Below are 17,950 nucleotides of genomic sequence, written 5' to 3'. Positions count from 1 at the left end.
GCGCCGACCGCTCAGCCCACGGGCGCCAACTCCCGTTCCTCCACCGGCAGTTCCGCCCGCACCAGGAACCCTTGACGCGGCCCCGGCCCCGCCGTCAGCGTGCCCCCGGCCGCGGCGAGGCGTTCCGTCAGCCCCCGCAGTCCCGTACCGCCGATGCCCTCCCGGGGCGCCGTCGAGGGCGTGCCCGAGCCGTCGTCGGTCACCGTCACGTGGACGCGCTCCACATCGCCCGACACCGTGATCTCGCAGCGGGCCGCGCCACTGTGCCGCAGGACGTTGGTGACCGCCTCGCGCACCACCCACCCCAGCAGGGCCTCCGTCTGCTGGGGGAGGGGAGGACCGGACTGGTGGAACGCCGGGGTGATGCCCGCCGCGGCCAGGGCTGAGTGGGCGCGGTCCAGTTCGGTGGCCAGGCTGCCCCTGCGGTAGCCGGTCACCGCCTCGCGGATCTCGGTGAGCGCCTGCCGGCCCACGGACTCGATGTCGGCGACCTGGGCGACGGCCGCGTCCATGTCCCGCACGGCCAGCCGCCGCGCCGCCTCCGACTTCACCACGATCACGGAAAGGGTGTGGCCGAGCAGGTCGTGCAGGTCGCGGGAGAAGCGCAGGCGTTCCTCCTCGACCGCGCGCCGGGCCAGCTCCTCGCGGGCGGCGCGCAGTTCCCGTACGGCCTCGGACAGGGACAGGATCGCCGCCGTCACGATCGTCGAGATCCAGGTGGCGTACGCGATGTCGAGGCCGCCCCAACCGTCTTGCACGAAGGCGACCCCGCCGGAGAGCACGGTCACCGCCGCCCCGGCCGGACGCAGCCGCGGCATCCGTACGACCGCGCCCGTCGCAAGGCCGAGCAGCGGGAAGAACAGCAGCCAGCTGCCGCCGTAGCCCAGGCCGAGTCCGCAGGTCACCGCCGCCAGCAGGCCCAGCGCCAGCTGCGTGGAGCGAGCCTCGCGCTTCTCCTTGACGAAGGCGCGCAAGGATACGTAGATGTAGAGCGAGTTGAAGGTGAGCAGCCCCAGGCCGCCGATCCACGGGTTGGGCGTCTCCCCTTGGAAGAGGTTCGAGAAGGAGCCCATCCCGAGCAGCAGCCACGGCAGCAGGGCGAAGCCGGTTGGGTGCGGGCCCGGTGTGTCGGGGAGCCTGCCGGCCCTCAGCGGAGCCGGTGTGCACGACACCTTGCGCGTCCAGGACATGTCCCGTCCCCCGTTCGTCGGTTCCGTCCCCAGTGTCTTGGCTCAGACGCTACGGATCGAGGCCCGCGTACGGCAGGTCCGGTTGTCACCACTCCGGCAGGACAAATGTCACGGCCCTCGGTGAGGAGAAGGACGTAAGACCGGATCTGATGCCACGTCAGGAGCCTTCACAACTGCGGAGCGCTCGGCTATACAGAGGGCGCCGGACTGGAACGCGTTCTAGAACGGCCCGTGACGACCTCGGTGCGGCCGACGGTGCGGACGGCCGTACCGGGGTCTTGACTCCGCCACCTTCAGGAGCCGTATGCCCATCGACGCAGCCAAGGCTCTCGCCGCCGAGCCCCGGACCGGCGAGATCTCCTGGAACTCCAAGGACGTCCAGCTCTACCACCTCGGCATCGGCGCCGCCGCCAATCCCGACCGGCACAGCCCCGCCACCGACCCCGACGAACTGCGCTACACCCTGGAGTCCCGGCTGCACGTGCTGCCCAGCTTCGCCACCGTCGCGGGCTCCGGCTCGCCCGGAGTGATCAGCGGACTGTCCATGCCGGGCATCGAGGTCGACCTCGCCCGCGTCCTGCACGGCGGCCAGAGCCTCGTGATCCACCGGCCCATCCCGGCGGCGGGCACCGCCACCGCGACCAATCGGATCGCCGCCCTGTACGACAAGGTCAAGGCGGCCGTGCTGGTGCTGCGCACCGAAGTCGCGGACGCCGAGGGCCCGTTGTGGACCAACGACGCCCAGATCTTCATCCGCGGTGAGGGCGGCTGGGGCGGCGACCGCGGCCCGTCCGCCCGCCTCGAACCCCCCGTCGGCGAGCCCGAGCGCACCGTCGAGCGGCCGATCCGCGAGGACCAGGCGCTGTTGTACCGCCTCTCCGGCGACTGGAACCCGCTGCACGCGGACCCGGAGTTCGCCAAGGTCGCCGGCTTCGAGCGGCCCATCCTGCACGGCCTGTGCACCTACGGCATGACCCTCAAGGCGGTCGTCGACACGCTGCTCGGCGGGGACGTGACCCGGGTGCGGTCCTACGGCACCCGGTTCGCCGGAGTCGTGTATCCGGGGGAGACCCTGCGCATCCGCATGTGGCCCGGTGCGGGCACCGTCCGCGTGGCCGTGAGCGCCGTCGAGCGGGACGACGCGCCCGTCCTCGCCGACACAGTCGTCGAACACACCTGAGTCCAGAAACGCCGTACGAGGGGAGCCGCACCATGCGCGCAGCCGTACTGCACGAGATCGGCCAGGACAAGCTGGAGGTCCTCGACGACGTCGAGGCGGTGGGCTTCGGCCCCGGGAGGGTGAGGGTCCGGGTGCGGGCCACCGGGCTGTGTCACTCCGACCTGTCCGCGATGGCGGGGGTGCTGCCCCAGCCGGCGCCCTTCGTGCCCGGTCACGAGGGGGCGGGCGAGATCCTCGAGGTCGGGGAGGCCGTCACCCACCTCAAGCCCGGCGACCGGGTAGTCGTCTGCTGGCTGCCCGCCTGCGGAGCCTGCCCCGCCTGCAAGCGCGGCCAGACCGAGCTGTGCCTGGCCGGGTTCATGAACGCCGGCACCCCCAACTTCAAGCGCCCCGGCGGCGACGTCTTCGGCTTCGCCGGCACCGGAACCTTCGCCGAGGAGGTCGTCGTCGACGCCGGCTGCGCCGTGCCGATCCCCGACGACGTGCCCTTCGACATCGCCGCCCTCATCGGCTGCGGGGTGACCACGGGACTCGGCGCCGCCCTCAACACGGCCGACGTGGAGGCCGGTTCGTCGGTCGCCGTCATCGGCTGCGGGGGCGTCGGCATCTCCGCGATCCAGGGGGCGCGGCTCAAGGGCGCCGCCGAGATCGTCGCCGTCGACCCGGTCGCCTCGCGCCGCGAGTCCGCGCTCAGGTTCGGCGCCACCAGGGCCGTCTCACCGGACGAGCTGGCCGACGCCAAGCAGCAGGTCACCGCCGGCGAGGGCTTCGACTACGTCTTCGAGGTCGTCGGCAAGTCCGCCACCGCCCGCACGGCGTACGAGTACACCCGGCGCGGCGGCACGCTCGTCGTCGTCGGCGCGGGCGCCATGGACGACTTCCTCCAGCTCAACATGTTCGAGCTGTTCTTCGACGAGAAGCGGATCCTGCCGTCCATGTACGGCGGCGGGGACGTCCTGCGCTCCTACGAGCGGACGATCGCCCTGTGGCGGGCGGGCCGGATCGACCTCGCCGGCCTGATCACCCACCGGGTGCCACTGGCCGACATCAACGAGGCCCTGGACCAGATGCGGACGGGCACGGCACTGCGTACGTGCATAGAGATCTGACGACCGCGCCTCCTGGCGACCGCGCCACCTGACGACCGAGCTTCTGACGAACACGCTTCCTGACGGCCACGCTTCTCTAGGAGCCCGATGTCACTGCCACTCGAAGGACTGTCCGCGATCGTCACCGGCGCCGGACGCGGCCTGGGCCGGGCCGAGGCGCTCGAACTCGCCCGGCTCGGCGCGGCCGTCGTCGTCAACGACTACGGGCAGCCCGGCCGGGACGGCTCCGGCGAGGCCTCCGCCGCGCCCGCCGAGGAGGTCGCCGCCGAGATCCGCGCGGCGGGCGGCACGGCACTCGCCCACACCGGGGACGTCGCCGACTTCCAACAGGCGGGCGCACTGGTCGAGTTGGCCGTCGCGGAGTTCGGCAAGCTGGACATCCTGGTCAACAACGCCGGCATCCTGCGCGACCGCATGGTCTTCTCCATGACGGAGGCGGAGTGGGACTCGGTGATCCGGGTCCACCTCAAGGGCCACTTCAACACCATCCGCTTCGCCGCCGCGCACTGGCGCGAGCGGTCCAAGGCGGCGGGCGGTCCGGTGTACGGCCGGGTCGTGAACACGTCCTCGGAGGCGTTCCTCGCCGGATCCGCCGGACAGCCCAACTATGCGGCGGCGAAGGGCGGAATCGTCGGGCTGACCACCTCCACGGCCCTCGCGCTCGCCAAGTACGGCGTGACCGCCAACGCCATCTGCCCACGCGCCCGCACCCGCATGACCGAGGACGTCTTCGCAGGCCTCGACCGGCCCGAGGACGGCCTGGACCCGCTCGCCCCCGAGCATGTCGCCCCGCTCGTCGGCTACCTGGCCTCCCCGGCCGCCGCCCGGATCAACGGCCAGCTGCTCGTCGTGCACGGCGGCATGGTGGCGGTCGTCGAACGGCCGCGGGTGGCCGCGAAGTTCGACAGCAAGCAGGAGACGTTCACGTACGACGAGCTGGACGCGCTGCTCACCCCGCACTACGCGGAGCTGCCGGAGGGGGAGACGTTCGGGGCGGTGGAGGTGCTGGGGCTGAAAAGGGCATAGCCGGGCGGGGCGTAGGAAAGGCGATGGCCAGGCGGGGCGCAGGAACGGGAACGGCCCCGCCCTTCGCGGTGAAGGGCGGGGCCGTGCGGATTCGGCGTCAGGCCGCCGTCTCGGTTTCCTCAGCCGGCTTGCGGTGACGGCCGCGGGGGGCCGTCTCGCCGTCCTGGGCGGACACCGGACCCCGGTGCCTGCCGTGCCCGGCGGCCTTCTGAACGTCGTGAACGTCGGCCGGCCCCGGCTGGGTCGTGCTGGCGTTGCTCATCGGAAAACTCACCCCGTCAACATGATCTTTTGCTCACAGCCGGGCGAGTTTAACCAACCCCCCAGGGGCCGAATCCAGGCGGCCACGCCAACCGCCACTACTTCGTTACAAGACCACCCAACGGGGCTTGCTGCAACGGCACGGGGCGGGGGGTGACGGGAGCCGGAGGGTCCGTTTCCGACGGCTCGCGCGATGCCGAATCCGGCGTCCCGGAGGCCGAGTTCGAGGACGCCGCCCCCGACGAAGGCACCTCCACCCGAGCCACCCCGCACCGCACCTCCTCGGTGGCATACGGCAGTTGCAGCACCCCGTCGGCCGTCCACAACCCGGCACCCGCCAACCACCCCTCGGGCGCCGGAAGATGACGCACCTGCCGCTCGGCGGGCCGCCACACCCCGACCCAACTCCCGACCGGCCCGTCGACCCGCAACGCCACCCCGCAGCTCTCCGGCGTCAGCACCTGCCCCGGCTGGATCGCGAACGGAGTCACCGCGCAGTCGGGCAACCGCAGGCACTCCGGGAAGCGCACCGGCAGTGTGCTGCCCAGCACGCCCCAGCCCAATCGTTCCTGCCCCGGCGAGGGCGCGTCCGAGCCGATCAGCAGCAGCCCGCTGTCCGGGTCGGCGAGCAGCAGCCGGTCGTCGCTGTCGTCCGCGATCTGCAGCAGCGGCGACACCTCGCCGCCCCGCTCCAGGTCGACCACGACGGCCTTCGTACGGCCCCCGGGCTCCGGGTCGAGACGGTCGAGGGCCAGCATCCGCCCGCCCCGGTCCAGCCACACCCCGCCCGAGCAGCGCCCCGGGATCTCCGCGAGCTGCTCCGGCCCGAACGCGCCCCCCGCCACCAGCCACACCGCGCTGGAGTGCCGGCCCACCGCGAGGGCGTACGCCCTGCCGCCGCCCGGCGCCGGGGGCAGCAGCCGCAGCCGGGTCTGCTCCGGCGGGCACTGGACCGCGCCGAGCAGCAGCTCGCCGGTGCCGGGACCGGTCGGATACAGCAGCGAGAAGATGTGCCGTCCGTCGGTCGGGCGGCAGATCAGGACCCGCCCGTCGCCCATCGGCTGCACCTCGGTGCCGGGCTCCTCCGGCTGGTGGGCGGGCAGCGGTACGGCGTAGGGCTCGGGGCCGTCCAGGGTCCAGCGCTCCGGGAACCAGCAGTCGCCTGCCGGCGCGAGGCGGGCCGCGTAGGAACCGTCCGCCGTGATGGTGCATCCCGCCCGACGCGCGTCGCCGTCCTCGTGCTCCGCCGCGGGCTCGATCGCACAGGCCGTCATGGTCCGGTCACCTCCGGTAACGAAGCTAGTTTTCGCACGCACAGGCGTGGGACCGGCCAGGTCCGCTTCACACAAAGGGGTGGCCCAGGAACGATTCGCCTGAGGAAACGGGGGTGCTTGTGCTGAGCGGGGTCAGGGGTGACCGGAGGGTGGACCCCCGGACGCCTGGGAGGTGGCGGGAGCGTGGCCCGTGGGAGCCTTCCGCCTCATGCCGTGCCGGTACAGCCGTACGGACCAGGCAGGTAGCCTTGCCTGCGTGCCCCGTCTGTCTGAAGTCATCGCCGCGCTGGAGAACCTGTGGCCCGCCGAGCGGGCCGAGTCCTGGGACGCGGTCGGCACCGTCGTGGGCGACCCCGACCAGGAGGTCTCCCGGGTCCTGTTCGCCGTCGACCCGGTCCAGGAGATCGTGGACGAGGCGGTGAAACTGGGCGCCGACCTGCTGGTCACCCACCACCCGCTCTATCTGCGCGGTACGACGACGGTCGCGGCGATGCACTTCAAGGGCCGGGTCGTCCACACCCTCATCAAGAACGACATCGCGCTGCACGTGGCGCACACCAACGCCGACACGGCGGACCCGGGCGTCAGCGACGCGCTGGCCGGCGCCCTGGACCTGCGCGTCGTACGCCCGCTGGTGCCGGACCCGAGCGACCCGGAAGGCCGCAGGGGCCTGGGCCGTGTCTGCGAACTCGACCACCCGCTCACCGTCCGCGAACTCGCCGCCCGCGCCGCCGAGCGGCTGCCCGCCACCGCGCAGGGCATCCGGGTCGCCGGCGACCCGGATGCGACGGTCCGCACGGTGGCCGTGAGCGGCGGCTCCGGCGACAGCCTCTTCGACGATGTGCGTGCCGCCGGCGTCGACGCCTTCCTCACCGCGGACCTGCGGCACCACCCGGCGTCCGAGTTCATCGCGGACCGCGCCCACAGCCGCACCCACAGTCCTCTCGCGCTGCTCGACGCGGCGCACTGGGCCACCGAGTGGCCCTGGTGCGAGCTGGCCGCCACCCAGCTCGACGAGATCTCCGACCGCAACGGATGGGACCTGCGCGTCCACGTCTCGAAGACGGTCACCGACCCCTGGACCGCCCACGCGGCCGCCATCACGGACACATCTGGAGCCCCCAACTGAACGCCGCGCCCGCCGACCAGATCCGCCTCCTCGACGTCCAGGCCCTCGACGTCCGCCTCCAGCAGCTCGCGCACAGGCGGAGGTCGCTGCCCGAGCACGCCGACATCGAGTCGCTGACCAAGGACCACACGCAGCTGCGCGACCTGCTCGTCGCCGCGCAGACCGAGGAGAGCGACTGCGCCCGCGAGCAGACCAAGGCCGAGCAGGACGTGGACCAGGTGCGCCAGCGCGCCGCCCGCGACCAGCAGCGCCTGGACTCCGGTGCCGTCACCTCCCCGAAGGACCTGGAGAACCTCCAGCACGAGATCGCCTCCCTCGCCAAGCGGCAGGGCGCCCTGGAGGACGTCGTCCTGGAGGTCATGGAGCGCCGCGAGTCCGCGCAGGAGCGGGTCGCCGAGCTGACCGAGCGGGTCGGCGCCGTGCAGGGGAAGGTCGACGACGCGACCGCCCGCCGGGAAGCCGCGTTCGAGGAGATCGACCGCGAGGTGGCCACGGTCACGAAGGAGCGCGAGGTCATGGCGGCCTCGGTCCCCGCGGACCTCCTCAAGCTCTACGACAAGCTGCGCCAGCAGCAGGGCGGCATCGGCGCGGCCAAGCTCTACCAGCGCAGCTGCCAGGGCTGCCGCCAGGAGCTCGCCATCACCGAGCTGAACGAGATCCGCCAGGCGGCGCCGGACACCGTGGTGCGGTGCGAGAACTGCCGCCGGATTCTGGTGCGTACGGCCGAGTCCGGCCTCTAGGAGCCTGTGCCGTGCGGGAGTTCATCGTCGAGGCCGACGGCGGGTCACGGGGCAACCCCGGGCCCGCGGGCTACGGTGCCGTGGTCATCGACGCGGCGACGGGGCACACACTGGCCGAGGCGGCCGAGTACATCGGCGTCGCCACGAACAACGTCGCCGAGTACCGCGGCCTGTTGGCGGGCCTGCGCGCCGCACATGAACTGGACCCGACGGCCACGGTCCACGTCCGCATGGACTCCAAGCTGGTCATCGAGCAGATGTCGGGCCGCTGGAAGATCAAGCACCCCGACTTGAAGCCGCTGGCCTTCGAGGCGGCGGCCGTGCTGCCGGCGTCCCAGGTGACGTACGAGTGGATCCCCCGGGAGCAGAACAAGCACGCCGACCGGCTCGCCAACGAGGCGATGGATGCCGGGAAGCGGGGCGAGCAGTGGTCGCCCGCGGCTTCCACGGCGGAGCTGGCGGCGGCGGACGCGCGGGCCGCGCGGGCCGCGGCAGAGGCCGAGCCGTCCGGCCCGCCGGGAGACGCCGCCGCAGGCGCGGCACGGGCGCGGGCGGCGCTGGCCGGCGGACGGTCCTCCACCGCTCCCGCCGCTTCCGCAGCGTCGGAGCCGGCAGCGGCGCAGTCCGCCGTCGGCGCGGCCGGGAAGGCCGAGGCCGATGTCAGGGCCGCGCGTACGGTGGCCGCGCCGTCGTCCGGCTGGGCTCCTGCCGACATGGGAGCGCCCGCGACCTTCGTTCTGCTGCGGCACGGGGAGACGCCGCTGACGCCGCAGAAGCGGTTCTCGGGGAGCGGCGGTACCGATCCCTCCCTCTCCGACGTCGGCCGGGAGCAGGCCGAGCGGGTCGGGGCCGCGCTCGCCCGGCGCGGGACGATCCAGGCCGTCGTGGCGTCGCCGCTGGCCCGTACCCGGGAGACCGCCGGCATCGTCGCGGCCCGCCTCGGTCTCGACGTGAGCGTCGACGACGGTCTGCGCGAGACCGACTTCGGCGCCTGGGAGGGGCTCACCTTCGGCGAGGTCCGCGAGCGCCACCCCGACGACCTCAACGCCTGGCTGGCCGACCCCGAGGCCCGGCCCACCGGCGACGGCGAGAGCTTCGCGGCGACCGCCACCCGCATCGCCGCCACCCGCGACAAGCTGATCGCGGCGTACGCCGGCCGCACGGTCCTCCTGGTCACGCACGTCACCCCGATCAAGACGTTCGTACGCCTCGCCCTGGGCGCCCCGCCCGAGTCCCTGTTCCGCATGGAACTCTCGGCGGCATCCCTCTCGGCGGTGGCGTACTACGCCGACGGCAACGCGAGCGTGCGGCTCTTCAACGACACGTCACACCTGCGCGCCTGAGCCGTTCCGCAGCCCCGCTGCCTCCCGGGCCAGCTTCTCGACCCGGACCCAGTCCCGCGCGGCGATCGCATCCGCCGGCAGCATCCAAGTGCCGCCGACGCAGCCGACGTTGGGCAGGGACAGATACTCCGGCGCGTTGCCCGGCCCGATTCCCCCCGTGGGGCAGAACCGCGCCTGCGGCAACGGCCCGGCGAGCGACTTCAGATACGCCGTACCGCCCGCGGCCTGCGCGGGGAAGAACTTCATCTCCGTCACGCCCCGCTCCAGCAGCCCCACGACCTCCGACGTGGTCGACACTCCAGGCAGGAACGGCACCCCGGACTCCCGCATCGCCTCCAGCAGTACGTCCGTCCAGCCCGGGCTGACCAGGAACCGCGCACCGGCCGTCACCGACGCCGTCACCTGCTCCGGCGTGATGACCGTGCCCGCGCCCACCACGGCCTCCGGCACCTCGGCGGCCATCGCCCGGATCGCGTCCAGCGCCGCCGGCGTCCGCAGCGTCACCTCGATCGCGGGGAGCCCGCCGGTGACGAGCGCCCGCGCCAGCGGTACGGCGTCGGAAGCGTCCTCGATGACGACGACGGGCACGACGGGCGCGAGATCCAGCACGGAGGCGGGCAGGGGAGAGGCCATGACGTCATCCTGCCGTGCGGTGAACAGCATGCGCAAAGGTCGTTGCGCATGCTGCAATGCATTGGCGGGGCGTCAGTGGATCTCCGTCACCAGCACGTCCAGCGTCCACGCCTTGCCGCCCTTGGCCGGCGCCTCGACCTCCACCTCGTACCCGAGGTCCCGCAGCGCCTCCACCAGCTCGGCCGGACCCGCGGGCACGGCACCCGCCGTCAGCAGGCTCCGTACGATCCGCCCCTTCGTCGCCTTGTTGAAGTGGCTGACGACCTTCCGGGTCGGCGCATGCAGCACCCGTACCGACGCCGTCCGCCCGGCCACCTCGCCCTTCGGCCTCCACGCCGCCGCGTACGCCGACGACCGCAGATCCAGCACCAGCCCGTCCCCGGCCGCCTCGGGCAGCACGTCCGCCAGCGGCGCCCGCCAGTGCGCCCCGAGCGCGCCGAGACCGGGCAGCTTCACGCCCATCGAGCAGCGGTAGGAGGGGATGCGGTCGTTGACGCGCACCGCGCCCCACAGTCCTGAGAAGACGAGCAGCGACCGAGCCGCCCGCCTCTTCGCCGCCGCGTCCAGCGACGCCAGGTCGAGGGCGTCGTACAGCACGCCGGTGTAGATCTCCCCGGCCGGCCGCGCCCCTGCCGTCGGCAGCTCGACGTTCTTCGCGACTTCCCCCCGGAGCCCCTCGCTCAGCCCGAGGACGTCCCGCGCTTTGTCCTCGTCGCCGCGGCACAGCTCGACCAGCTCACTCAGCACGGCCTCCCGGGCCTCGGTGAGTCCCGGCAAGGACAGCGACTCCAGCTTCAGCGAGGCACCCCGACCGGACGAGGCCTTCCCCTCGGAAGGCGGCAGCAGGACAAGCACACATACTCCTTCGATCGAACCCCGCCACAGGGTACGGCGTGCCGCCCGGCCACCCTCGCCCTACGCTCGACTCATGCCCCGCCGCCACATCCGAGTGACCGGCGCCCCCGAAGCCCCCCTCCGGGCCGCCCTCACCGCGCTGCGTACCGAACTCGGCGTCCCCGGGAGCTTCCCGCCCGAGGTGCTGGCGGAGGCCGAGCGGGCCGCGAAGGCCTCCGCGCCCCCGTCGTACGACGCCACCGACATCCCGTTCTTCACCATCGACCCGCCCACCTCCACCGACCTCGACCAGGCGATGCACCTGTCCCGGCAGGGCACCGGCTACCGCGTCCGGTACGCCATCGCCGACGTCGCCGCCTTCGTCGTACCGTCGGGCGCGCTCGACCGGGAGGCGTACCGCCGGGTGACCACCCTCTACTTCCCCGACGAGAAGGTCCCGCTGCACCCCGAGCTGCTGAGCGAGGGCGCGGCGAGCCTGCTCCCGGACCAGGACCGCCCCGCCGTCCTGTGGACCATCAACCTCGACGGAGACGGCCGTACGCTCGCCGTCGACGTCCGCCGCGCCCTCGTCCGCAGCCGGGCCAAGCTGGACTATGCGGGCGTACAGAAGCAGATCGACGAGGCAACCGCCGAGGAACCGATGGCCCTGCTCAAGGAGATCGGGGAGCTGAGGGAGGCGCTGGAGGTGGAGCGGGGCGGGATCTCGCTCAGCGTGCCCGAGCAGGAGATCGTCGAGCGCGATCACACCTACGAGCTCGCCTATCGCGCCCCGCTCCCCGCCGACGGCTGGAACTCCCAGATCTCCCTGCTGACCGGCATGGCCGCCGCCGACCTGATGCTCGCGGCCGGCACCGGCATCCTGCGCACCCTCCCCGCCGCCCCCGACGGCGCCGTCGGCCGCCTGCGCCGTACCGCGCAGGCCCTGCACGTCGACTGGCCGCACCACGTCTCGTACGCCGAACTCGTCCGCTCCCTCGACCCCCACCGCCCGAACCACGCGGCCTTCCTCCAGGAGTGCACGACGCTGCTGCGCGGCGCCGGCTACACGGTCTTCCGGGACGGAGCCCTGCCGGACATCACCACCCACTCGGCCGTGGCCGCCCCCTACGCCCACTGCACGGCCCCCTTGCGCCGCCTGGCCGATCGCCACACCTCCGAGATCTGCCTCGCGGCCGCCGCCGGCACGCCGGTTCCCGACTGGGTGACGGCCGCCCTCGACACGCTGCCCGCCCGGATGGCAGAGGGCACCCGGCGCGCGGGCACGGTCGAGCGTGCGTGCGTCGACCTCGTGGAGGCGGCGTTGCTCAAGGACCGGGTGGGGGAGGTGTTCCACGGCTGGGTGGTGGAAGTGGAGGAGCGTCAACCCGCCGTGGGAACCGTGCAGTTGGAGTCACCGGCCGTCATCGGCCGGATCGAGGGCACGGACGCGCTGCCGCTGGGGGAGCGGCTCAGGGTCCGCCTCACACAGGCAGATCCGGAAGCGCCGAAGGTCCGCTTCGAGCCTGATTGACCGCCTGTACGAGCGCCTGTACGAGGCTGTCGGACTCGTCGGCGTGGAAGCGCACGAGACGGACGTCCCGCCGTCGGCCGAGGAAGGTGCAGTGGGCGACGGGCTCGGTGAGTTCGAGCGTCACGGTCGTCTGTGCCCCGATGGGGAGGTTGAGTTCACCGTCGGCCCGCTCATGGGTGGTGCGCAGCTCGCGGCGCACGTGCGCGATCTTCTCCAGCGGTATGCGCAGATCGACGTGCGCGGCACGGCGGACGCGCAGGAAGCCGGTGTCGAGGACGTGCGGTCGTACGACGGAGGCGGCGTGCATACCGATGATGATCACAAGGGTGTACATGTCGAGCATGAACCACCCCCGTTGCACCGCCGGGTAGTTCCGCAGCAGGACGGACATCATGATCGACTCGATGACGATCACGAACCCGAATCCCAGCATCATCGTGCCCTGCCCGCGCGAGTACCCGAAGCCGGTGCCGTCCCCGAGCCCGTGCCGGCGCCGGGCCGCCCACAGCCAGATACTGGCGACGAGCCGCACCTCGTGCCGCAGGAGGGTGAGCGCGGTCCGCATCACGGTCCGTCCCCTTCCATGAGCAGACGCAAGGTGCGGCGGATCGCCTCCGCCTGGGCCGGGGCGAAGTCGGCGTAGAAGGCGCGCAGGAAGCTGTTGTCGGGGTCGACGTCCAACGGCTCCGGAAGCAGATCGCGGGGCAGGCAGTCCGCGAGGGCCCGGGCAGCCTCCTCCACGCGCGGGTCGGCGAGGTCGGCGTCGACGAGTTCGTCGAGCAGGGCGTAGGCGGCGAGGGCCCGCTCCTTGCCGCCCGGCCGGTCGAGCGCACTCCCCAGCGCGCCCATGAGCTGCTCCCGCGCCTCGGGACCGGCCGTGGTCTCGATCAGCGCGAGCATCTCGCGGTCCTTGGCAGCCATGGGGGAGTCGGAGAGGTGCGCCATGTCCCGGAACAGCGCGGCCAACTGCGGCGACACGGGCCCCTCGACGGGCAGCCCGCCCTCCGACTCCAGCAACGCCCGCAGCCGCACCCGCCGCTCCCGGATCGCCGCCTCCTGCCGGGAAAGATCCTCATCGAGCTCGGTGAGCACCTCGACGAGATCCTTTCCGGCATCCTCCGCGAGCACGTCCCGCACCTCCGCGAGCCCTAGCCCCAGCTCCGTCAGCCGCCGAATCCGCGCCAGCACGACGGCGTGCCGCAACGTGTACTCCCGGTAGCCGTTGGGACGCCGATCAGGCTCGGGCAGGAGCCCCTGATGGTGGTAATGCCGCACCGTGCGCGTGGTGACGCCGACGGCGGCGGCGAGTTCTCCGATCCGCATGGGATCAGTAGAGACGTTGACGTTGCGGCAGGGTCAAGTGACCGGCTCGGCGCCTGACGGTGGCGCTGGTCGTGTGCCACGATCGAGGGAACGGTTCCCGATCTCTCGGACAGGTGATCTTCCGATGTCCCAGTCTGGCGAGCGACCGGAGGAGGGCCATGACATGACTGCCATGGCCCATGCGCCGCTCACGCAGGAAGAGGTCCTGCTGGAGGGCTTCCTCGCCCTGGACACGCCGGAGGGTTTCCGGGCCGAGCTGATCGAGGGGGAGATCGTTGTGACGCCCCCGCCGGACGGGGATCACGAGGATTACATCGGGCTGATCGTGGAGCAGGTGTATCTGAATTCCCGGACCAGGATGCAGTTCGCCGGAACCAAGGGCTTGATCCTGCAGGGCGGCGAGGGTGGTCAGAAAGACCGCGTGATCCCTGACGGCACCTTCGCGCCCAGGGAGCGCCGCCTCTACCGCGGTGCCGACCCATGGATGCCTTGCGACGGCGTCACCATGGTTCTTGAGGTGACATCCACCAAGCCCAAGGCCGATCGTGAGGCCAAGCGACGGTGCCACGCCCGCGGAGGCATCCCGCTCTACTTGCTCGTTGACCGCGAAGCCTCCTCGATCACACTGTTCAGCGATCCCGAGAAGGACGACTACCGGGAGCACTGCACCCGTCCGATGGGCAAACCACTCTCTCTCCCGGAGCCCTTCGGCTTCGAGCTGGAGACAGCGGACTTTCTGTGACGCCCCCGGTGTTGCACCCCCAGGACGACACGCTGGGGGTGTGCGGTGAAGGAACAGGCACTGTGGACCAGGGCGAGGCTGGGCCGGGGCGGTCCGCCGCTCGATCTGCTCACCGCCCGCTTCGACCGGCACGTGTACGCCCCGCACGCCCATGACGAGTTCACGATCGGCGTCTGCGTCGGGGGCAGCGAGATCATCGACTACCGGGGCGGCCGCATCCGCCCCACCCCCGGCTCCATCGTCGTACTGGCACCGGGCGAGATGCACACGGGCGGCCCGGCCGAGACCGGCGGATACGCCTACCGAGCCCTGTACGCCGATACGTCCCTGCTCACCGACGGCACCCTCGGCACCGCGGCCCCGCACTTCCGCGACCCTCTCCTGGACGACCCCGACCTGGCCACGTCCCTAGCCCGCACGCATGCCGAACTCGCCGCCTGCCCGGACCCCCTGGAGGCCGAGTCCCGCATCCCGTGGCTCATGACAGCCCTGACCCGCCGCCACTCCACGGCCCGGGCGACGACCGACACGGTCGCGGGCGCCGATCACATAGCGAGGACGGTCCGCGACCGCCTCGCCGACGAGCTCACGGCCCCACCCTCCCTCGCGTCCATGGCCACCGACCTCGGCCTCTCCCGCTACCAGCTCCTGCGTGCCTTCCGCACGACGATGGGAGTGCCGCCGTACGCCTGGCTGGCCCAGCACCGGGTGAGCAGGGCACGAGGCCTGCTGGAGACGGGCCTGCGCCCGGCCGAGGTCGCCGGCCTGGTCGGCTTCGCGGACCAGGCGCACCTCACGCGCTGGTTCCGCCGGGTACTGGGCGTCACCCCGGCGGCGTACCGCAACAGCGTTCAAGACACGGGAGTGTGAGCCGAACGAAACTCGCCGCATGACTGCACGCGGTTGGTTTCTCTTCGCCCTGATGAGCGTGGTCTGGGGCATCCCGTACCTGATGATCAAGGTGGCGGTCGACGAGGTCTCCCCGTCGATGGTGGTCTTCACGCGATGCGCCCTCGGCGCCGTGTTGTTGTTGCCCTTCGCGATCCGCCAGGGCGGCCTGCCCCGGACGGTACGACGGCACTGGCGCCCGATGCTGGCCTTCGCGTGCATAGAGATCATCGGCCCGTGGTGGACCCTGACGGACGCGGAACGCCACCTGTCCAGCTCGACGGCAGGCCTGCTCATAGCCGGCGTACCGATAGTCGGTGTCGCCCTGGCCCGCTTCTTCGGCCGGACGGAGCACCTGGGCGTCCGCCGCCTCACCGGCCTCACCCTGGGCCTGGCAGGCGTGGCGACCCTCACCGTCCCCCACCTGACCGGCGGCGACGCCCGCTCCCTGGCGGAGGTCCTGCTGACCGTGCTGGGCTACGCGACGGCCCCCCTGATCGCGGCGAGGTACCTCAAGGACGTCCCGTCCCTCCACCTCACCGCGGCCTGCCTGACCTTCGCGGCCCTGGTCTACGCCCCAGCGGCGGCGCTGACGTGGCCTGCCGCGATGCCGTCGGCCGAGGGTTCGGCCGCCCTGGCCGCCCTGGGCGCGATCTGCACGGCGGTCGCCTTCGTGGCCTTCCTGGAGCTGATCAAAGAGGTCGGCCCGACGCGGGCGACGGTCTTCACATACGTCAATCCGGCGGTCGCGGTGGCGGCGGGGGCCCTGTTCCTGGACGAGTCCCTGACGGTAGGGATCGCGGTGGCCTTCGCCCTGATTCTCGCGGGGTCGGTCCTGGCGACGAGCGGTGGACCGGGGAAGGGCGCCCGCCCGGTAACATGGTCCACACGGCAGACGAGCCGGGCGGGCGGCCGCGTGGAGTCCCTCAGGGGGCTTCCCGAGGAACGTCCGGGCTCCACAGGGCAGGGTGGTGGCTAACGGCCACCCGGGGTGACCCGCGGGACAGTGCCACAGAAAGCAAACCGCCCGGCGCTTCGGCGCCGGGTAAGGGTGAAACGGTGGTGTAAGAGACCACCAGTGCTCAGGGTGACCTGAGCAGCTAGGTAAACCCCACCCGGAGCAAGGTCAAGAAGGGGCCGCCTTAACCGGTGGCCCTGCGCGGACGTTCGAGGGCTGCCCGCCCGAGTCCGCGGGTAGACCGCAGGAGGCCGGCGGCAACGTCGGTCGTAGATGGATGGCCGTCGCCGGGGGGTCCGTGAGGACCTCCTGGAACAGAACCCGGCGTATAGCCCGACTCGTCTGCCGCTACCTGCGGCTTTGCCTGGGAAAGGGCCTCTGATCTGCGACGGAGGCCGTTTCCGGTCTTTCGGGGGCTTGGCAACGGAACGCCTGTCGTATGAGCCGCGTACCCGCAAGCAGGTCGGCCAGATCGTCGCCCCGCCCCATCGCCTTGACCGCGACGGAGCCGCGTAGCGAGTATGCACTCGCTGTCATCGAGCGGGACACGAACGCACTGATCGGGTTTGACCAGCTCGCCATGGGTCCGCAACCAGCAGCGCGCGGCCACATCCGGCTTCGCGCTGCGCCCGGGCGCTGGGGGCGTCGGCTACGGAGCCGAGGCCGTACGCCTCTTGCTAGGCCTCGGGTTCGAAGAGCGCGGCCCGCCACATCAAGGGGCCGGCCAATGGTGCGCCTCGATCGTGCCCGCGATGCTTGAGGACGAGTGGCGGCCCTAGAACCGCTCCGGTCCTCCGATGGGCCGCCCCTGGAGTGTGTACGGGGGCACGGGCGAACGGGTCCCTTGGCCAGCGCTGCCCGCATCTGCTTCCGGTAGGCGTCGACGGCCGATTCGCTCTCGCTCGTTAGATACTGCTCGGGCAGTTCCTCGGCGAGCCGGCTCGGGGATCACGCCGCGCAGGCCGCGGCGCGGGTCGTAGATGCCGAAGATGAGTTCCTTGTCCGAGTGGCGCTCGACGAGCCGGGTGGCGATCAGCTTGAGCAGGTTGGTCTTGCCGCACTCGTTGTCGCCGAGGATCAGCAGATGCTGGTCGGCGCCGAAGAGGTCGAGCAGGACGGGCGAGAGAGTGTCCTGGTCGACGCCGATGGGTATCCGCGTCGGCTCCGCTGCCTGGGTGGGCAACTTGGCGGCCGGCAGGCGGGTGGGCAGGACCCGTACAGGTGGGGCGAGTTCACCGTGCCAGTAGGCGCGGATGGTGCGGGCGGTGCGTTCCAGGACCGGGCCAAGGTCGTCCGTGGCGGGATGGTTGTCGATACGGGGCAGGGCCACCTGGGCGAACAGCTTGCCGTCTGTCAGCGCTCGGCCGGGCGTGTCGGGGGAGAGAGTCTCGGAGAGCTTGCGGTCGATGGAGGAGTCGGCCGGGTCGTTCAGGCGCAGCTCGATGCGGGTGCCGAACATCGACTGGGTGGCGATGCGCACGTCGTTCCAGCGCAGCATGCCGGCGACGACATGGATGCCGTAGCCGCCGCGCTTGAGGAGGTCGGCCACCGCGTCGTCGAGGTCGGCGAACTCCTCGCGCAGGGCGCCGAATCCGTCGATGAGCAGCACGATGTCGGTGGCGCCGAGATGGGGGAGCTTGCCCTGGGCGCGCAGGTGGCGCAGTTGGTCGACGGAGTCGATGCCCAGCTCGCGGTACGCCTCCTCGCGCTGGGCGAGGAACGGCCTGATTGCCCAATGCCCCGCCGGTTGGCCCCCGTCATCGGGCTGAGCATGAACGGATCCGGCGGG

Annotated in this window: 16 protein-coding genes, 1 other RNA gene and 2 pseudogenes; 11 read left to right on the top strand and 8 right to left on the bottom strand. The window is 72.0% G+C overall.

Going from position 1 to position 17,950, the window contains the following annotated elements; genetic code table 11:
- Window positions 1-11: 11 nt before the first annotated feature.
- On the bottom strand, window positions 12-1,190 hold the full coding sequence (locus tag AB5J55_RS12285) for a sensor histidine kinase (RefSeq protein WP_369270704.1): 1,179 nt from the start codon (window positions 1,188-1,190) through the stop codon (window positions 12-14).
- A 304-nt stretch (window positions 1,191-1,494) separates the two neighbouring features.
- Here AB5J55_RS12285 and AB5J55_RS12280 point away from each other — a divergent pair, with 304 nt between their 5' ends.
- From AB5J55_RS12280 to AB5J55_RS12270, 3 genes are all read left to right on the top strand, one after another.
- Complete coding sequence (locus tag AB5J55_RS12280; protein ID WP_369270703.1) at window positions 1,495-2,370, top strand: MaoC/PaaZ C-terminal domain-containing protein; 876 nt, start codon at window positions 1,495-1,497, stop codon at window positions 2,368-2,370.
- Window positions 2,371-2,402: 32 nt separating this feature from the next.
- On the top strand, window positions 2,403-3,479 hold the full coding sequence (locus AB5J55_RS12275) for a Zn-dependent alcohol dehydrogenase (RefSeq protein ID WP_369270702.1): 1,077 nt from the start codon (window positions 2,403-2,405) through the stop codon (window positions 3,477-3,479).
- Window positions 3,480-3,566: 87 nt separating this feature from the next.
- Complete coding sequence (locus tag AB5J55_RS12270) at window positions 3,567-4,505, top strand: 3-oxoacyl-ACP reductase (RefSeq protein ID WP_369270701.1); 939 nt, start codon at window positions 3,567-3,569, stop codon at window positions 4,503-4,505.
- 97 nt (window positions 4,506-4,602) lie between these two features.
- Here AB5J55_RS12270 and AB5J55_RS12265 read toward each other — a convergent pair whose 3' ends face one another.
- A complete protein-coding gene (locus tag AB5J55_RS12265; protein ID WP_369270700.1) occupies window positions 4,603-4,767 on the bottom strand; it encodes a hypothetical protein in 165 nt (54 codons plus the stop codon).
- Between the two features lie 97 nt (window positions 4,768-4,864).
- On the bottom strand, window positions 4,865-6,040 hold the full coding sequence (locus tag AB5J55_RS12260) for a hypothetical protein (protein ID WP_369270699.1): 1,176 nt from the start codon (window positions 6,038-6,040) through the stop codon (window positions 4,865-4,867).
- Between the two features lie 256 nt (window positions 6,041-6,296).
- On the opposite strand from AB5J55_RS12260, the gene AB5J55_RS12255 reads away from it, so the two are divergent.
- The 3 genes from AB5J55_RS12255 to AB5J55_RS12245 are packed head-to-tail and all read left to right on the top strand — an operon-like array spanning window position 6,297 to window position 9,252.
- On the top strand, window positions 6,297-7,169 hold the full coding sequence (locus AB5J55_RS12255) for a Nif3-like dinuclear metal center hexameric protein (RefSeq protein ID WP_369270698.1): 873 nt from the start codon (window positions 6,297-6,299) through the stop codon (window positions 7,167-7,169).
- Complete coding sequence (locus AB5J55_RS12250) at window positions 7,166-7,909, top strand: zinc ribbon domain-containing protein (protein ID WP_369276165.1); 744 nt, start codon at window positions 7,166-7,168, stop codon at window positions 7,907-7,909. Before AB5J55_RS12255 ends, AB5J55_RS12250 begins: the two co-directional genes overlap by 4 nt.
- An 11-nt stretch (window positions 7,910-7,920) precedes the next feature.
- The gene (locus AB5J55_RS12245) at window positions 7,921-9,252 is read left to right on the top strand and encodes a bifunctional RNase H/acid phosphatase (RefSeq protein WP_369270697.1); all 1,332 of its coding nucleotides are present in this window, start codon (window positions 7,921-7,923) and stop codon (window positions 9,250-9,252) included.
- On the opposite strand, the gene AB5J55_RS12240 is transcribed toward AB5J55_RS12245, so the two are convergent.
- Both AB5J55_RS12240 and yaaA read right to left on the bottom strand, forming a co-directional pair.
- Window positions 9,235-9,885, bottom strand: a complete 651-nt coding sequence (locus AB5J55_RS12240; protein ID WP_369270696.1) for a bifunctional 4-hydroxy-2-oxoglutarate aldolase/2-dehydro-3-deoxy-phosphogluconate aldolase — start codon at window positions 9,883-9,885, stop codon at window positions 9,235-9,237. The genes AB5J55_RS12245 and AB5J55_RS12240 overlap by 18 nt on opposite strands.
- 72 nt (window positions 9,886-9,957) lie before the next feature.
- Window positions 9,958-10,740: a peroxide stress protein YaaA gene (gene yaaA, locus AB5J55_RS12235; protein ID WP_369270695.1), complete on the bottom strand. Its 783-nt coding sequence runs from the start codon at window positions 10,738-10,740 to the stop codon at window positions 9,958-9,960.
- A 73-nt stretch (window positions 10,741-10,813) separates the two neighbouring features.
- Here yaaA and AB5J55_RS12230 point away from each other — a divergent pair, with 73 nt between their 5' ends.
- Window positions 10,814-12,250: an RNB domain-containing ribonuclease gene (locus AB5J55_RS12230; RefSeq protein ID WP_369270694.1), complete on the top strand. Its 1,437-nt coding sequence runs from the start codon at window positions 10,814-10,816 to the stop codon at window positions 12,248-12,250.
- Here AB5J55_RS12230 and AB5J55_RS12225 read toward each other — a convergent pair.
- Together AB5J55_RS12225 and AB5J55_RS12220 are read right to left on the bottom strand one after the other, a co-directional pair.
- The gene (locus AB5J55_RS12225) at window positions 12,201-12,815 is read right to left on the bottom strand and encodes a hypothetical protein (protein ID WP_369276164.1); all 615 of its coding nucleotides are present in this window, start codon (window positions 12,813-12,815) and stop codon (window positions 12,201-12,203) included. The genes AB5J55_RS12230 and AB5J55_RS12225 overlap by 50 nt on opposite strands.
- Window positions 12,815-13,573 (bottom strand): MerR family transcriptional regulator, encoded by a 759-nt coding sequence (locus AB5J55_RS12220; protein WP_369270693.1) that lies wholly within the window; start codon window positions 13,571-13,573, stop codon window positions 12,815-12,817. Before AB5J55_RS12220 ends, AB5J55_RS12225 begins: the two co-directional genes overlap by 1 nt.
- A gap of 163 nt (window positions 13,574-13,736) precedes the next feature.
- Between AB5J55_RS12220 and AB5J55_RS12215 the strand changes: the two genes are divergently transcribed.
- The 4 genes and pseudogenes from AB5J55_RS12215 to rnpB all read left to right on the top strand — a co-directional run bounded on the left by AB5J55_RS12215 (window position 13,737) and on the right by rnpB (window position 16,506).
- Window positions 13,737-14,315, top strand: a complete 579-nt coding sequence (locus tag AB5J55_RS12215) for a Uma2 family endonuclease (RefSeq protein WP_369270692.1) — start codon at window positions 13,737-13,739, stop codon at window positions 14,313-14,315.
- Between the two features lie 45 nt (window positions 14,316-14,360).
- Entirely contained in the window at window positions 14,361-15,185 is an 825-nt protein-coding gene (locus AB5J55_RS12210) for an AraC family ligand binding domain-containing protein (protein WP_369270691.1), read from the top strand.
- Window positions 15,186-15,204: 19 nt separating this feature from the next.
- Window positions 15,205-16,032 (top strand): annotated as a pseudogene (locus AB5J55_RS12205) (DMT family transporter); the annotation flags it as partial.
- A gap of 67 nt (window positions 16,033-16,099) precedes the next feature.
- Window positions 16,100-16,506, top strand: an RNA gene (gene rnpB, locus AB5J55_RS12200) — RNase P RNA component class A.
- Between the two features lie 592 nt (window positions 16,507-17,098).
- Here the strand turns inward: rnpB and AB5J55_RS12195 are convergent.
- Window positions 17,099-17,890: pseudogene (locus tag AB5J55_RS12195) on the bottom strand (type VII secretion protein EccC); the annotation flags it as partial.
- Window positions 17,891-17,950 lie beyond the last annotated feature (60 nt).

Source organism: Streptomyces sp. R11 (genome assembly GCF_041051905.1).
Lineage (GTDB): Bacteria > Actinomycetota > Actinomycetes > Streptomycetales > Streptomycetaceae > Streptomyces.
The sequence above is the reverse complement of the archived record's forward strand: the minus strand, read 5'-3'. Positions and strand labels throughout refer to the sequence as shown.

What these genes read in the sequence shown, in the direction of transcription:
- AB5J55_RS12285 (WP_369270704.1), bottom strand. Translation starts at nt 1,190, where the DNA reads ATGTCCTGGACGCGCAAGGTGTCGTGCACACCGGCTCCGCTGAGGGCC.
- AB5J55_RS12280 (WP_369270703.1), top strand. Translation starts at nt 1,495, where the DNA reads ATGCCCATCGACGCAGCCAAGGCTCTCGCCGCCGAGCCCCGGACCGGC.
- AB5J55_RS12275 (WP_369270702.1), top strand. Translation starts at nt 2,403, where the DNA reads ATGCGCGCAGCCGTACTGCACGAGATCGGCCAGGACAAGCTGGAGGTC.
- AB5J55_RS12270 (WP_369270701.1), top strand. Translation starts at nt 3,567, where the DNA reads ATGTCACTGCCACTCGAAGGACTGTCCGCGATCGTCACCGGCGCCGGA.
- AB5J55_RS12265 (WP_369270700.1), bottom strand. Translation starts at nt 4,767, where the DNA reads ATGAGCAACGCCAGCACGACCCAGCCGGGGCCGGCCGACGTTCACGAC.
- AB5J55_RS12260 (WP_369270699.1), bottom strand. Translation starts at nt 6,040, where the DNA reads ATGACGGCCTGTGCGATCGAGCCCGCGGCGGAGCACGAGGACGGCGAC.
- AB5J55_RS12240 (WP_369270696.1), bottom strand. Translation starts at nt 9,885, where the DNA reads ATGGCCTCTCCCCTGCCCGCCTCCGTGCTGGATCTCGCGCCCGTCGTG.
- AB5J55_RS12230 (WP_369270694.1), top strand. Translation starts at nt 10,814, where the DNA reads ATGCCCCGCCGCCACATCCGAGTGACCGGCGCCCCCGAAGCCCCCCTC.
- AB5J55_RS12225 (WP_369276164.1), bottom strand. Translation starts at nt 12,815, where the DNA reads ATGCGGACCGCGCTCACCCTCCTGCGGCACGAGGTGCGGCTCGTCGCC.
- AB5J55_RS12220 (WP_369270693.1), bottom strand. Translation starts at nt 13,573, where the DNA reads ATGCGGATCGGAGAACTCGCCGCCGCCGTCGGCGTCACCACGCGCACG.
- AB5J55_RS12215 (WP_369270692.1), top strand. Translation starts at nt 13,737, where the DNA reads ATGACTGCCATGGCCCATGCGCCGCTCACGCAGGAAGAGGTCCTGCTG.